Source organism: Duganella caerulea (assembly GCF_040362985.1).
Classification (GTDB): Bacteria; Pseudomonadota; Gammaproteobacteria; order Burkholderiales; family Burkholderiaceae_D; genus Rugamonas; species Rugamonas vulcania.
The window spans coordinates 1-13703 of sequence record NZ_BPWJ01000007.1 but is presented as its reverse complement, the minus strand read 5'-3'; the positions used below and the strand labels follow the sequence as shown (position 1 = coordinate 13703).

At 67.0% G+C, this 13703-nt stretch carries 16 protein-coding genes; 13 read left to right on the top strand and 3 right to left on the bottom strand.

The window, feature by feature from the left end:
• Nucleotides 1–59: 59 nt before the first annotated feature.
• The 4 genes from ACUJB0_RS20690 to ACUJB0_RS20675 are packed head-to-tail and all read left to right on the top strand — an operon-like array spanning nt 60 to nt 5503.
• Nucleotides 60–1571, top strand: a complete 1512-nt coding sequence (locus ACUJB0_RS20690; protein ID WP_444846871.1) for a polyamine aminopropyltransferase — start codon at nt 60–62, stop codon at nt 1569–1571.
• The gene (locus ACUJB0_RS20685; protein ID WP_444846870.1) at nt 1571–3181 is read left to right on the top strand and encodes an NAD(P)-binding protein; all 1611 of its coding nucleotides are present in this window, start codon (nt 1571–1573) and stop codon (nt 3179–3181) included. Before ACUJB0_RS20690 ends, ACUJB0_RS20685 begins: the two co-directional genes overlap by 1 nt.
• Before the next feature lie 12 nt (nt 3182–3193).
• Nucleotides 3194–4036, top strand: coding sequence for a polyphosphate kinase 2 family protein (locus ACUJB0_RS20680; protein ID WP_444846869.1), 843 nt, complete (start codon nt 3194–3196; stop codon nt 4034–4036).
• A 12-nt stretch (nt 4037–4048) separates the two neighbouring features.
• Nucleotides 4049–5503: an NAD-dependent succinate-semialdehyde dehydrogenase gene (locus tag ACUJB0_RS20675; protein ID WP_444846868.1), complete on the top strand. Its 1455-nt coding sequence runs from the start codon at nt 4049–4051 to the stop codon at nt 5501–5503.
• Here the strand turns inward: ACUJB0_RS20675 and ACUJB0_RS20670 are convergent.
• A complete protein-coding gene (locus ACUJB0_RS20670; RefSeq protein WP_444846867.1) occupies nt 5500–6546 on the bottom strand; it encodes an extracellular catalytic domain type 2 short-chain-length polyhydroxyalkanoate depolymerase in 1047 nt (348 codons plus the stop codon). The genes ACUJB0_RS20675 and ACUJB0_RS20670 overlap by 4 nt on opposite strands.
• 124 nt (nt 6547–6670) lie before the next feature.
• On the opposite strand from ACUJB0_RS20670, the gene ACUJB0_RS20665 reads away from it, so the two are divergent.
• Nucleotides 6671–7012, top strand: coding sequence for a hypothetical protein (locus tag ACUJB0_RS20665; protein WP_444846866.1), 342 nt, complete (start codon nt 6671–6673; stop codon nt 7010–7012).
• Between the two features lie 99 nt (nt 7013–7111).
• The gene (locus tag ACUJB0_RS20660) at nt 7112–7714 is read left to right on the top strand and encodes a glutathione peroxidase (protein ID WP_444846865.1); all 603 of its coding nucleotides are present in this window, start codon (nt 7112–7114) and stop codon (nt 7712–7714) included.
• A 10-nt stretch (nt 7715–7724) separates the two neighbouring features.
• On the opposite strand, the gene ACUJB0_RS20655 is transcribed toward ACUJB0_RS20660, so the two are convergent.
• On the bottom strand, nt 7725–8498 hold the full coding sequence (locus tag ACUJB0_RS20655; RefSeq protein WP_444846864.1) for a substrate-binding periplasmic protein: 774 nt from the start codon (nt 8496–8498) through the stop codon (nt 7725–7727).
• Nucleotides 8499–8643: 145 nt separating this feature from the next.
• On the opposite strand from ACUJB0_RS20655, the gene ACUJB0_RS20650 reads away from it, so the two are divergent.
• Nucleotides 8644–8937: a hypothetical protein gene (locus ACUJB0_RS20650; protein WP_444846863.1), complete on the top strand. Its 294-nt coding sequence runs from the start codon at nt 8644–8646 to the stop codon at nt 8935–8937.
• A gap of 2 nt (nt 8938–8939) precedes the next feature.
• On the opposite strand, the gene ACUJB0_RS20645 is transcribed toward ACUJB0_RS20650, so the two are convergent.
• Nucleotides 8940–9341: a rhodanese-like domain-containing protein gene (locus ACUJB0_RS20645; protein WP_444846862.1), complete on the bottom strand. Its 402-nt coding sequence runs from the start codon at nt 9339–9341 to the stop codon at nt 8940–8942.
• Nucleotides 9342–9438: 97 nt separating this feature from the next.
• On the opposite strand from ACUJB0_RS20645, the gene ftrA reads away from it, so the two are divergent.
• From ftrA to ACUJB0_RS20615, 6 genes are all read left to right on the top strand, one after another.
• Complete coding sequence (ftrA, locus tag ACUJB0_RS20640; protein ID WP_444846861.1) at nt 9439–10395, top strand: transcriptional regulator FtrA; 957 nt, start codon at nt 9439–9441, stop codon at nt 10393–10395.
• A gap of 144 nt (nt 10396–10539) precedes the next feature.
• Nucleotides 10540–11043, top strand: coding sequence for a phage tail protein (locus ACUJB0_RS20635; RefSeq protein WP_444846860.1), 504 nt, complete (start codon nt 10540–10542; stop codon nt 11041–11043).
• 8 nt (nt 11044–11051) lie between these two features.
• On the top strand, nt 11052–11582 hold the full coding sequence (locus ACUJB0_RS20630) for a phage tail protein (protein WP_444846859.1): 531 nt from the start codon (nt 11052–11054) through the stop codon (nt 11580–11582).
• Between the two features lie 12 nt (nt 11583–11594).
• Nucleotides 11595–12119, top strand: a complete 525-nt coding sequence (locus ACUJB0_RS20625) for a phage tail protein (RefSeq protein WP_444846858.1) — start codon at nt 11595–11597, stop codon at nt 12117–12119.
• A gap of 46 nt (nt 12120–12165) precedes the next feature.
• On the top strand, nt 12166–12600 hold the full coding sequence (locus tag ACUJB0_RS20620; RefSeq protein ID WP_444846857.1) for a DUF6916 family protein: 435 nt from the start codon (nt 12166–12168) through the stop codon (nt 12598–12600).
• Nucleotides 12601–12640: 40 nt separating this feature from the next.
• The coding region (locus tag ACUJB0_RS20615; protein WP_444846856.1) for a two-partner secretion domain-containing protein at nt 12641–13703 on the top strand (1063 nt) is incomplete at its 3' end.

Sequence of the window (13703 nt, the reverse complement as noted above, 5' to 3'; positions counted from 1 at the left end):
CCTTGGGTTAAAGTGGTTAACTTGCTAACGCTCAAACATATTAGTGCAAAAATAGCTAAATGACCAAAAAGATTCTCATCCTGTCCGTCTTCGTCGTCGCTTCCTGCGGCCTTGCCTACGAATTGATCGCCGGCGCCTTGTCCAGCTACCTGCTGGGCGACTCGATCCTGCAATTTTCCACCATTATCGGCTGCTACCTGTTCGCCATGGGCGTGGGCGCGCACTTTTCCAAGTATGTCAGGGATGAGGATGTGCTGGCGCGCTTTGTGGACATCGAACTGGCGGTCGGCCTGGTGGGCGGCCTGTCGGCGGCCGTGCTGTTCCTGACCTTCTCGTGGATGGCGGCGCCGTTCCGCACGCTGCTGTACGTGATGGTGTTCCTGATCGGCGCCTTCGTCGGCATGGAGGTGCCGCTGGTGATGCGCGCGCTGAACGAGCGCAAGACCGAATTCAATGAGCTGGTCAGCCGCGTGCTGACCTTCGACTACCTCGGCGCGCTGGCGGTGTCGCTGCTGTTTCCGCTGGTGCTGGCGCCGTATCTGGGGCTGGTGCGCACCGGCTTCTTGTTCGGGATGCTGAACGTGGGCGTCGCCCTGTGGACAATTACGGCGTTTCGCACAGAGCTGAAGAACGTCACCGGCCGCATGCTGCGCGCCGCCAGCGTGATGTGCGTGCTGGTGTTCGGCTTCGCCTTCGCCGACAAGATGACCTACTGGGGAGAGCATGGCCTGTTCGGCGACGAGATCGTGTTCGCCACCACCACGCCCTACCAGCGGCTGGTGATCACGCGCTGGAAGGACGACCTGCGCCTGTACATCAACGGCAACCTGCAATTCTCCTCGCGCGACGAGTACCGCTACCACGAGGCGCTGGTGCACCCGGTGCTGCAACCGCTGCCCTGGGCGCGGCGCGTGCTGGTGCTGGGCGGCGGCGACGGCCTGGCGCTGCGCGAAATCCTGCGCTATCCGAACATCCAGCAGGTCACGCTGGTGGACCTCGATCCCGCCATGACCGGCGCCTTCACCAAGCGCGAGGAACTGGTCAAGCTCAATCACGGCTCGTTCAGCGACAAGCGGGTGCGCGTCATCAACGCCGACGCGGCCATCTGGCTGCAGCACAACGACGACATGTTCGACGCCGTCATCGTCGATTTCCCCGATCCGTCCAGTTTCGCGCTGGGCAAGCTGTATTCGGTGCCGTTCTACGGCATGGTGAAGAAGCACCTGGCCGCCAATGGCTTGATGGTGGTGCAATCGACGTCGCCGTTCTTCGCGCCGCACGCCTACTGGACCATCGACGCCACGCTGCGCGAGGTCGGCCTGAAGACCTACCCGTACCACGCCTACGTGCCGTCGTTCGGCGAATGGGGCTTCATTCTCGCCACGCCCCAGGCGGACTACAAGCCGCCCACCGAGTACCGCCTGCCGATGCGCTACCTGAACGCCGACACCACGCGCGAGATGTTCGTCTTCCCGCCGGACATGAAGGCCTTGCCGATGGAGCCGAACCGCCTCAACACGCAATCGCTGGTGCACGAGTTCGAGCAGGACTGGCGCCGGGTGATACGCTGATGCTGCGCCGTTCCTTCCTGGTATGGGCCGGCGCCAGCGGCGTGGTGGCGGCGGGCAGCGTGGCGGGATTTCATCGCTGGCAGGAGATCACGCCAGCGGTGCATTATCCGGGCCGCGCCGAGGGCCACTTCCTGCGCGAGCGCCGGCCCTTGCCGCCGCCGTCCAAAGTTATCCACACCGATGTCGCCATCCTCGGCTCCGGCGTGGCCGGCCTGACCGCCGCGTGGAAGCTGAAAAAACTCGGCAAGACCGATGTGCTGATGATCGACGGCCCGCAGCCGCATGGCAACGCGGCCGGCGGCGCCTTCGGCGACCTGGAATATCCGACCGGTGCGCACTACCTGCCGTTGCCGTCGCCGGAATCGGTGCACGTGCGCGAGATCCTGGCCGACCTGGGCATCATTCAAAAAGATCCGATGGCGGAGAAGCCCTATTACGACGAGCGCTACATCCTGCACGGGCCGGAGGAGCGGCTGCTGTTCAACGGCCACTGGCAGGACGGCTTCATCCCCACCGACGGCGTGCCGCAATGGGAGCGCGACGAACACACGCGTTTCTTCGCCGAGGTGACGCGGCTGCGCCAGACGCATGGCGCGGACGGCCGCCGCGTGTTCGTGTTCCCCACCGTGCTGTCGTCGGAAGATCCGCAGTGGCAGGCGCTGGACCGCATCACGCTCAAGCAGTGGCTGGAGCAGAACGGCTACAAGTCGCCGACCCTGCACTGGTACCTGAACTACTGCTGTCGCGACGACTACGGCACGCGCTACGACCAGGTTTCGGCCTGGGCCGGGCTGCACTACTACTGCAGCCGCTGGGGCCAAGCCGCCAACGCCGGCAACGGCGCCTGGCTCACCTGGCCGGGAGGCTTGCAGCCGCTGGCTTCCGGCATCGAGCGCGCATCCGGTGTGCAGCGCATGGCCGGCACCGCGGTATCGCTGAAGAAGACGGCGGACGGCGTCGAAGCGCTGTGCTTCAAGCTGGAAAACGGCCAGCCGTCGAGCTACATCGTCCGCGCCCGCAAGGCCATCTGCGCGATGCCGACCTACGTGGCGGCGCGGGTGGTGGAGAACATCGCCGCCTACGGTTTCGACCCGTCCCAACACGTGCCGCAGTACGCGCCGTGGATGGTGGCGAACTTCCTGCTCAAGCGCTTCCCGGACGAGCGTCCCAGCCAGCCGCTGTCCTGGGATAACGTGGTGTACACCGAGCCGGGACTGGGCTTCGTCGTCTCCACCCACCAGGACATCCGCGTGCAGCCGCCGGAAAAGACCGTGTTCAGCGCCTACGTCGCGCTGTCGGACCGCAAGCCAGGCGCCGCGCGCCGCTGGATGGAAGCCGCCACGCCGGAGGAGCTGCTGGCGCTGGCCAGCACCGATTTGAAGGAAGCCTACGGATCGCAGTTCGCCTCCTGCGTCGAGCGGGTCGACATCACGTTGCGCGGCCACGCCATGGCCTCGCCGGGCCCCAACTTCCGCAGCAACGCCGGCATGAAGGCGCTGCGCGAGGCCGATGGCCCCATCCTGTTCGCGCACGCCGACCTGTCGGGCTTCTCGGTATTCGAGGAAGCCGCGTGGTGGGGCTGCCGTGCCGCCACACTTGCCGCAAAGTGATAAGCTAATCCCATGACACATAACGCCCGCCAGCGCTTCGGCGCCTCCGCCAAACTGAAACTGCGTGAAAGCGACGCAGACGACGCGGTTTTTTCCAGCCGCTCCGCCAACCCGGAACTGAGCAAGTCCAAGGCCAAGGCGCTGGACCTGAAGCGCACCGCCGCGCTGATCGCCCGCATCGACGCCTTGCAGGACAAGCTGTACGCCGAACACGATCGGAAGGTGCTGTTGATCCTGCAGGGCATGGACACCGCCGGCAAGGACGGCACGATACGCGCCATGTTCAGCGGCATCAGCCCGATGGGCGTGCGCGCCGCCGCCTTCAAGAAGCCGACCGACAACGAACTGGCCCACGATTACCTGTGGCGCGTGCACCAGCAAGTGCCGGTCAAGGGCGAGATCGCGATCTTCAACCGCAGCCACTACGAAGACGTGTTGATCACCAAGGTGCAGGGCATGATCGACGGCGCCGAGTGCAAGCGCCGCTACGCGCAGATCCGTGATTTCGAACGCATGCTGACGGAGACTGGCACGGTGATCGTCAAGGTGTTCCTGCACATCTCGAAGGAAGAACAGCGCGAGCGCCTGCAGGAGCGGCTGGACGATCCCGACAAGCAGTGGAAATTCAACCCGTCCGACATCGACCAGCGCAGCAAATGGGACGAGTACCAGCGCGCCTACGAACGCGCCATCCGCGAGACCAACGCGCCGCACGCGCCGTGGTACGTGGTGCCGGCCAATTCCAAGACCCACCGCAACCTGGTGGTCGCCAGCCTGCTGCTGGAGACTTTGGAAGCGATGGACCTGGCCTATCCAGAACCGCATCCCGACTTATCCTCGTTCACCGTGGAGTAAAGGAGCTTACCCATGTTGCAGCTTAAAGATCCCACCCTGCTGCGCCAGCAGGCCTACATCGACGGCGCCTGGAGCGACGCCGACAACGGCGCCACGCTGGCCGTGACCAACCCCGCCACCGGCGAGCAGCTCGGCACCGTGCCGCTGATGGGCGCCGCCGAAACGCGCCGCGCCATCGCCGCCGCCAACGCGGCCTGGCCGGCCTGGCGCAAGAAGAGCGCCAAGGAGCGCGCCGCCATCCTGCGCAAGTGGAATGACCTGATCCTGGCGAACACCGAAGACCTGGCGCAGATGATGACGGCCGAACAGGGCAAGCCGCTGGCCGAGTCGCGCGGCGAGGTGGCATATGGCGCCTCCTTCATCGAATGGTTCGGCGAGGAAGCCAAGCGCGTGGCCGGCGAGACCTTGGCATCGCCATGGGCGGACCGCCGCCTGCTGGTGACCAAGGAGCCGATCGGCGTGTGCGCCGCCATCACGCCTTGGAACTTCCCGATCGCGATGATCACCCGCAAAGTCGGCCCGGCGCTGGCCGCCGGCTGCCCGATGGTGCTCAAGCCGGCCGAATCGACGCCGTATTGCGCGCTGGCGCTGGCCGTGCTGGCCGAGCGCGCGGGCGTGCCGGCCGGCGTGTTCAGCGTGGTGACGGGCACGCCGAAGGAGATCGGTGGCGAGATGACTTCCAACCCCACCGTGCGCAAGCTGACCTTCACCGGCTCCACCGCGGTGGGCCGCCTGCTGATGGAGCAGTGCGCGCCGACCATCAAGAAACTGTCGCTGGAGTTGGGCGGCAACGCGCCCTTCATCGTGTTCGACGACGCGGACCTCGATGCGGCGGTGGAGGGCGCGCTGGCCTCCAAGTACCGCAACGCCGGCCAGACCTGCGTCTGCGCCAACCGCATCTACGTGCAGGACGGCGTGTACGAGCAGTTCGCCGAGAAGCTGGTGGCCGCCGTCGCCAAGCTCAAGGTTGGCAACGGCGCGGAGGAGGGCGTTACGCAAGGCCCGCTGATCGACGACAAGGCGGTGCAGAAGGTCGAGCAGCACGTGGCCGACGCGCTGGCCAAGGGCGGCCGCCTGCTGGCCGGCGGCAAGCGCCATGCGCTGGGCCACAGCTTCTTCCAGCCGACCGTGATCGCCGACGTCACCAGCGACATGATCGTCGCCAGCGAGGAAACCTTCGGCCCGTTGGCGCCGCTGTTCCGCTTCACCACCGACGAGCAGGCGGTGGAACTGGCCAACAGCACCGAGTTCGGGCTGGCCAGCTACTTCTACTCGCGCGACATCGGCCGCATCTGGCGCGTGGCCGAAGGGCTGGAGAGCGGCATGGTCGGCGTCAACACCGGCCTGATCTCCAACGAGGTTGCGCCGTTCGGCGGCGTCAAGCAATCGGGCCTGGGGCGCGAAGGTTCGCACTACGGGCTGGACGATTTCTTGGTCATCAAATACATCTGCATGGGCGGGATCTAACGCTGCACCAGCACGGCGGCCGGCGCCACGCCGGTCAGCCGGTCCACCATGCGCTTGACGGCCGCCATCTGGTTGCCGGACTTTTGCGCATAGCGCGGGTCGTCGTAGGCGAACCAGTCCCAGCACGCCTTGGGATTGGTGTACGGGTAGATCGCCGAGGCCTGCGGATACAGTACCACGATCTTGTTGCTGTCGGCCCAGGCGTTGTAGCCGGCGCGCTCGACGAAGGTGGTGCCGATGTCGTCCAGGTCCTGCTGGCAGCCGTGGAAGGCCACATGCAAGCGGCAACCCGCGCCGCTGCTGGCGTCACAGGCCTTGGGCACGTACAGGTAGCCGGTTTCCGCCATGCCGTGCCAGCCCGGCAGCGGCAAAAATTCCGCCTGGTCGAAGGCGATGAAGCGGCCACTGAGCGCGCCGTTGTTGCGCGGCGTGAGCGGTCCGTAGATCCAGCGCAGCAGTTCGCCCGCCGCGTCGTAGCCGCAGTTGTTGATGTAGGGCGTGCCCAGCGTGGCGCAGCTGTTGCCGAACTGGTCGGTCGGCATCGCGTGCTCGGCCGGCAGGTTGCGGGTGTAGGAGATGTGGTCGGCGTCGATGTAGTGGCGATAGTAGAAGTACAGGTCGTTCATCACCGGCTGCGGCACGACCGTATCGGCGCTGCCGGAGAACATCCAGATGTGGTGGCCGGCCAGGGCGGCGGGCGGGTCGATGCCGCCGGCGCCGGCGAACCAGTCGGTGAAGGCGATCAGTTCATTGATGCGGGTACCGCCGGGGCGCACGCGGCACGGGAACAGCTCGCTGGTGCAGCTGCAGCTGATGGTGGCGATAAGCGCGCTGCCCTGCGAGCAGAAGTACGGCCCGCCGGCGACGATGCCGGCGCCCTGCACCGTCTGCGAGAAGGCCACCTCGAACTGCACCGCCATGTAGGCGCCGGACGACAGGCCGGACACGGTGACCTGGGTGGCCGTCATGTTGGGCAGCGTGACCGTTTGCGCCGGGGCGGCGCCGGCCAAGAACAGGCACAGCAGGCAGAGCAGCTTCATCATGGCATCCTCGCGTGAGCTCAGGTCTGGCATGCAGTGTGGAGCAGCAGGGCGCATTTTGCTTAATTTCGCTCAATCGTGCGCGGGCAACCGGCCGGCGTAGTTGACGAATTATCGGGAGAAAAAAATGTTGGTCAGGATTTATTTGGCGTTGTCGTTGGCCACCGTTTGCGTTGCCGCCTTCGGGCAGAATGAAAATGATCTCGAAAAAAAGATGCTCACGAACTGTCAAGTCCTGGCAAAGGACTTGAATAAGTCGCGTGGCGTTGGCATCAGCCCGGAGGGCATCTCGCCGCTCGTCACCTGGCGCGCGGCTTGCGCCGAGCGCCCGCCCACGGGACCGGGCAATGTAACCGCGCTGTGCCAAGGCAAGCGTGTCAGCGCCCAAGGCGAAGAGGGCGTGTTTTTCTGGCAGAAGTCACAGCACGGAAAATTGAACAGCGGGTACTTCATTTGTGGTGGTGATTAATCATCCCTTGCGGGTGGCCGGGTTGGCATATAGGGCTCCTTAAGCAAGCTTGTCAGGATTGGCTTAAAATGGTTTTTTCCCCCTTTTCGGCCCATCACCATGTCCAAGACCTTTGCCCAGTTCTGCCTGCTGTCCTCGCTGACTTTGCTGGTCGGCGCATCCGCATTTGCCCAGGCGCCCGCCGCCGCACCGGCGGCGTCTCCTGCCGCGGCGCCGGCCAGCTGCCCGGCCATCCTCAAGCAGACCTTCAAGCGCCTGCAGGACGAATCGCCGCAGGACCTCTGCCAGTATTCCGGCAAGGTGATTTTGGTGGTCAACACGGCCAGCTACTGCGGCTTCACCAACCAGTACGAAGGGCTGGAGGCGATGTACGCCAAGTACGGCAGCAAGGGCCTGGTGATCCTGGGCTTCCCGTCGAACGACTTCGGCCAGCAGGAACCGGGCAGCAGCAAGGAAATCGCCGACTTCTGCTACAACACCTACGGCGTGAAGTTCCCGATGTTCGCCAAGTCGGTAGTGTCGGGCAAGGAACCGAATCCGCTGTTCGCCAACCTGATCAAGATCACCGGCAAGGCGCCGGCCTGGAACTTCCACAAATACCTGATCGACCGCAACGGCAAGGTGGTGGACAACTTCGGCAGCAAGGTCACGCCTTCGGACAAGCAGCTGGTGGGCGCGGTGGAAAAAGCGCTGGCGATGTAAGCCAGCCGGACTAGTCCAGCTTGTAGCGCTTCTGCAGGGCCTTGAGCTCGCCGGAAGCGTCCAGCTTGTGCACGCCGTCGGCCAGCGCGCGGACCCAGGTGTCGGCGCGGATATCCTGCGTCGCAAAGCCGATGGTCAGCGGCAGCGCGTTGTCGAGGCAGCCCGCCTGGCGGATGCGGCCTGCCACATCGAGCCGCCTGCTCAGTTGCGCCATGACGGCGGAATGTTCCAGTACCACGCGATACCGTCCGCCCAGCAGCTTTTGCACATTGGTGGTGCCGGCCGATGCGCCGAAGGCCAGCGCGATGCGGTCATGCTGTTGCCGGTTTTCGGCGATATAGGCATCCATCGGGCCGTCGTCGTAGCCGTAGTCGTCGATCACGCCCACCACCTGTGTCTTGAGCGAAGCGATGGAGTGAAAATTCCAGTCGTCGCCGGCCCGCGTGTAGAAGCAGGCCCGCGACTGCGCCACGGGCGCGCTCAGGCGCAGGCGCCGGTCGATCGGCGGCGCGTAGACGCCCTCGATATCGCCATGCACCGTTTGCGTGATGGCGCGGTTGAGCGGCATGAGCACCGGCTCAACCCGATAGCCTTCCGCAGCCATCGCCATCGTCGCCAGTTCCACCAGGTAGCCTGTGGGCGGCTTGCCGTCGAGCGCGCACACGTAGGGACACCAGTCATCCGAGCCCAGCCGGATCAGCGGGCCGGCCTGCGCCGAGCCCGCCGAGGACAGCAGGCAAGCGAGCAGCGCAGCGGCAGACAGCCGGCCGGCGTTGAGGGGCATCGAGTACTCCCGGATATCCTGCGGATGGAGCCACCAGTATAGCGAAACGCGTTGGCGGAGTAAGCAGCGCTGAACTTCGGTGTACGGCAGAGGTCTATCAGTGATGGCTGCTTCGGCGGCTTAACCACTGATGCGGGGAGACTTTATGGTGCGTATCGCGAAAAGGGCGGCAGCCGTGGCCAGCGGGCCGATCGATATCTCGTGTGGCGGCATCGTCATCCGGCCGAGCATGCCGACAGCCCGGCAACTGGTGCGGGCGCGCGGCGAAGGCAGGCGGACCGCCATTATGCTGGTCGAGCCCGCAGGCGATATCGACGTCGAACCCGGCACGCCCGTTTTCAGCCTCGATTCGCTCGATCCCCAACTGGTAGTCCGCGAGCTCGACGGCAGGGCGACCAAGGGCTATTTCAAAGGCGGGAAGTTTATCGAAGTCCTATAGTCTCAGGCGGTCGCCAGGGCAAAGCCCTCATCCAGCCAGCCGGTGATTCCGCCCGGCATCAGCTTGACCGGACGGCCCAGCCGCGCCAGGCGCACGGCGGCGCGGGCGGCGCCGTTGCAGTGCGGGCCGGCGCAGTACACGACGAACAGCGTGTCGGCCGGGAACTCGGCCAGCCTGGAGCCGATGATCTTGCGGTGCGCCAGGTCCAGCGCGCCCGGCACGTGGCCGGCTTCATATTTCTCCGTGCCGCGCACGTCCAGCAGGACGAAATCCCGCGGGCCGTTGGTCAGCGCGTCGTGCACATCCCAGCAGTCGGTTTCATAGCTGAAGCTCGCTTCAAAGCGGGCCAGCGCGTCGCTGCTGGCGGCGGCGGGAATGGCGGCGACGAGGGACTTGGCGGACATCGTGATCTCCTTCATTGAGTGGACAGTGACGCCATTGTGCCGCCCCGCCCGCATCGCCGGCAGTGGCGCACCAGCCATTCTGCGTTAAGATTGCGCCATGAAAAAACATCTGGTTGTCGCACTGGCCTACGACCGCTTGTGCACCTTCGAGTTCGGCTGCACGGTCGAGCTGTTCGCGCTGGAGCGCCCCGAGCTGGACGTGGACTGGTACGACTTCGCGGTCTGCGCCGTCGAGCCCGGCCCGATCCGCGCGGCCGGCGGCATCATAGTGCAGGCGCCGTACGCGCCCGAGCTGCTGGAGCGCGCCGACACCATCGTCATTCCCGGCTGGCGCGACGCCGACGAGCCGCCGCCGCCGGCCATGCTGGAGGCGATCCGCGCCGCCCACCGGCGCGGCGCGCGCCTGTGCTCGATCTGTTCGGGTGTGTTCGTGCTGGCCGCCGCCGGCGTGCTGGACGGCCAGCGCGCCACCACCCACTGGCGCTACGCCGACCGCCTGGCGCAACGTTACCCACAGATCCAAGTCCAGCCCGACGACCTGTACGTGGACAACGGCCAGGTCATCACCGCCGCCGGATCGGCCGCCGGCCTCGACATGCTGCTGCATCTGGTGCGGCGGGATCACGGCGCCAAGGTCGGCAACTTGGTGGCGCGGCGGCTGGTGGTGGCGCCGCATCGCGAGGGCGGCCAGGCGCAGTTCCTGCCGCGGCCGATGGCGCGCGGCGAGCAAGGCCGCCTGTCGCGGCTGATGGACTGGCTGCGCAGCCATCCCGCGCAGCCGCACACGGTCGACAGCATGGCCGAACGCGCCGCGATGAGTCCGCGCACCCTGCAGCGCCAGTTCCAGCAAGCCACCGGTTTCGGCCCGGTCGAATGGCTGATCCGCGAGCGCATCGCGCTGGTCAAGGACATGCTGGAAGAGCCCGACCTGCCGCTGGCGCGGATCGCCGAGCGCGCCGGTTTCGGTTCCGAGGAATCGCTGCGCCACCACTTCCGCCGCCTGGCCGCGACCACGCCGGCCGCCTACCGCCGCCGCTTCACCCACCCCGCCTGAGCGCCAAACAGTCCAAATGGACTGTTTTTTTTGGGCAACTCGATCTCTATAATTGACAAGATTGACTTGTCAAATGAGTCACGCTGCGCTTTTGTCAATCAAGCCGTGGCGGCCCCTTCACATTTTCCTTACTAGGAACCGGATATGGACCCCTACCTGGGCGAAATCAGGATCATGGCCTTCAATTACGTGCCGCGTGGCTGGGCGAGGTGCGATGGGCAGATACTCCCCATCCAGCAGAATACGGCACTGTTTTCCCTGCTGGGGACGAACTACGGGGGCGACGGCATACGCACCTTTGCGCTGCCCGACCTGCGCGGCCGCATCCCCTTGCACGCCAGCGGCACGGCATATTGGCTGGGCCAGAGCGGCGGCGAGGACACGCATATGCTGACCAACGCTGAAATGCCGGCCCACAGCCACACACTGCTGGGCAGCGGCGCGCCCGCCGTCACCGGCGCGCCGGCCAACGCGGTGCTGGGGACCAAGGGCCGCCTGGGCCGCGACCTGATGGGGCCGGCCAATTCCACGCTGGCGCCGGCCGCGCTGAGCGTCGCCGGCGGCAACCTGCCGCATGAAAACATGCAGCCCTACCTGCCGCTGACCTTCGCCATTGCGCTGACCGGCGTTTTCCCACCTCGAAACTGAGCGACTCCATGAGTGAACCATTTATCGGCGAAATCCGCCTGTTTGCCGGACAGTTTGCCCCGCAGGGCTGGGCATTTTGCGACGGCAGCGAGCTGCAAATCTCGCAGAACGACGCCTTGTTTACCCTGCTCCAGACGCAGTACGGCGGCGACGGCCAGCAGACCTTCGCGCTGCCGGACCTGCGCGGGCGCGTGCCCCTGCACACCAACCAGGGCGCGGGACCGCGCCCGTTTGTGCTGGGCCAACCGGGCGGCAGTGAAACGGTGGCGCTGGTATCGCAGACCATGGGCGCCCACAACCACACGCTGCCGGCCAGCCAGGACCGCGCCACGCCGGCCTACGCCCAGGGTGGCGCCGGCGCCTTCGCCAACACGGGCGGCGCCCCAGTCTACGGACTGGGCGGCAGCGGCGGCACCGCCACTTTGCGGGCCGACACCATCACGCGGGTCGGCAGCGGCCAGCCCCACAACAATATGGCGCCGTATTTGGGCCTCAACTTCATCATTGCGCTGACGGGTATCTACCCGTCTCAAGGGTGACAGGACAATTCCATGAGCGATCAATTTATTGGCGAAATCCGCATGTTCACGTATGGCTTCGAGCCCGTGGGCTGGCTCCGGTGCGAAGGGCAGCGGCTGGCGATACGCCAGTACACGGCCCTGTTTGCCGTGCTGGGCACGGTCTATGGCGGCGATGGCACCAGCACGTTTTGCCTGCCCAACCTGGGCGGGCGCATGCCCCTGCATGTGGGCGGCTCTCCCTCGCCGTACCTGAGCGAACATCAGCTGGGCGAGCAGGGCGGCGAAGCCACCGTCACCCTGCAGCCCAGCCATCTGCCGCCGCATACCCACACCGTCACCGCGCTGACCGGCGCCGCCACGCAGAGCGCGCCGGGGCCGTCGACGCTGCTGGCCGACGCTGGCGCGGTGCCGGTGTACACGGGAGCGGCCGGCGGCATGGCGGCGCGCGGCGCGACCGGCACGGCCGGCGCCAGCCAGCCGCACAACAATATGCCGCCCTATCTGGCGCTGAGCTTCTGCATCGCCACGCAGGGCAACTTCCCGTCGCAACCATGATCGGCCGCCGCGTGCCGGACACCCCCCTCACCAACGGAGAAACACCATGATGAAACGCCGCGAACTCTTGAAAATGGGCGGCGGCTCGCTGGCGCTGGCCGGCCTGGGCCTGATGGCGCCGGCGCGCGCCGGCGGCCCGGCGGCCGGTGTCGAGGCGGCCGCCGGCAACGACTACCAGTGGACGGCGGACGGCGCCCGCGCGCTGGTCGGCCAGCGCTTCTGGGTCAACGATCCGGCGCAGGGCGCGGTCGCGCTGACACTGGAGACTGTGCGCGAGGTGCCGGCACGCGCCACCGCCGCCGCACCGGCCATCGCGCAATTTACGCTGTACTTCGCCGGCCCGGCCGGCGGCGCGCTGGCCGCCGGCAACTACGAAATGGACCACGACCAGATCGGCCGCTTCGCGCTGTACCTGATCCCCGGCGAAAAGCGCACCGGCTCGCGCCTCTACCGCGCCGAATTCAGCCTGCTGCTGGCCTGAGCACTCCTTCCCCCGCACCCCGAACCCGTACGGACACCCCATGCATAAACACGCCTCAGCCAACCGCTTCTACCGACTCGTCTGGAGTCATGTGCACGCCTGCTGGGTCGCCGTCGCCGAGGGCGCGCGCGGACAGGGCAAGCGCGGCTCGACCCGCCGCGCGGCGCGCCGCCTGGGCGTGCTGCTGGCGCTGGGGACGGCCGGCGGCGCGGCGCTGGCGGGGCCGCCCGCCGTCAACGCGCTGCCATCCGGCGCGCAGCTGGTGGCCGGGCAGGCGTCCATCGCCACCAGCGGCAACCAGATGACGGTGACGCAGGGCAGCAACCAGGCCATCCTCAACTGGCAGCGCTTCGACATCGGCGCCAACGCCGGCGTGCGCTTCGACCAGCCCTCGGCGGCGGCGGTGGCGCTGAACCGCGTGATCGGCGGCGACCCGTCGCAGATCTACGGCAAGCTGTCGTCCAACGGCAGCGTGTTCCTGATCAACCCGCAGGGCGTGCTGTTCGGCGCCGGCGCACAGGTCGACGTCGGCGCGCTCAGCGCCTCGTCGCTGAACCTGTCGGACAGCGCCTTCCTGAGCGGCCGCTACGACTTTGCCGGCACCAGCGGCGCCGGCGCCGTGCGCAACGACGGCAGCATCCGCGCCGCCGCCGGCGGCTACGTGGCGCTGATCGGGCCGTCTGTGGTCAACCACGGCAGCATCAGCGCGCCGCAGGGCGGCGTGGCGCTGGCGGCCGGCGAGCAGATCAGCGTTGACCTGCGCGGCGACGGCTTGATCGGCGTGCGCACCACGCGCGGCGCGCTCAAGGCGCTGGCGGAAAACAGCGGCGTGATCAGCGCCGACGCCGGCCGCGTCGTGCTCAGCGCGGCGGCGGCTGACACCCTGACCCGCTCCACCGTCAACAACACCGGCATCGTGCAGGCGCGCGGCCTGGTGGGCGACGGCGGCAGCATCCGCCTGGTCGGCGACGGCGACGTGCATGCCGGCGCGCTCGACGCCTCCAGCCGCGCCGGCGCCGGCGGCGCCATCGCGGTCGATGGCCAGTTCGTCGCGCTCGACGGCGCGCTCAACGCCGACGGCGCGCGCGGCGGCAGCATCGACG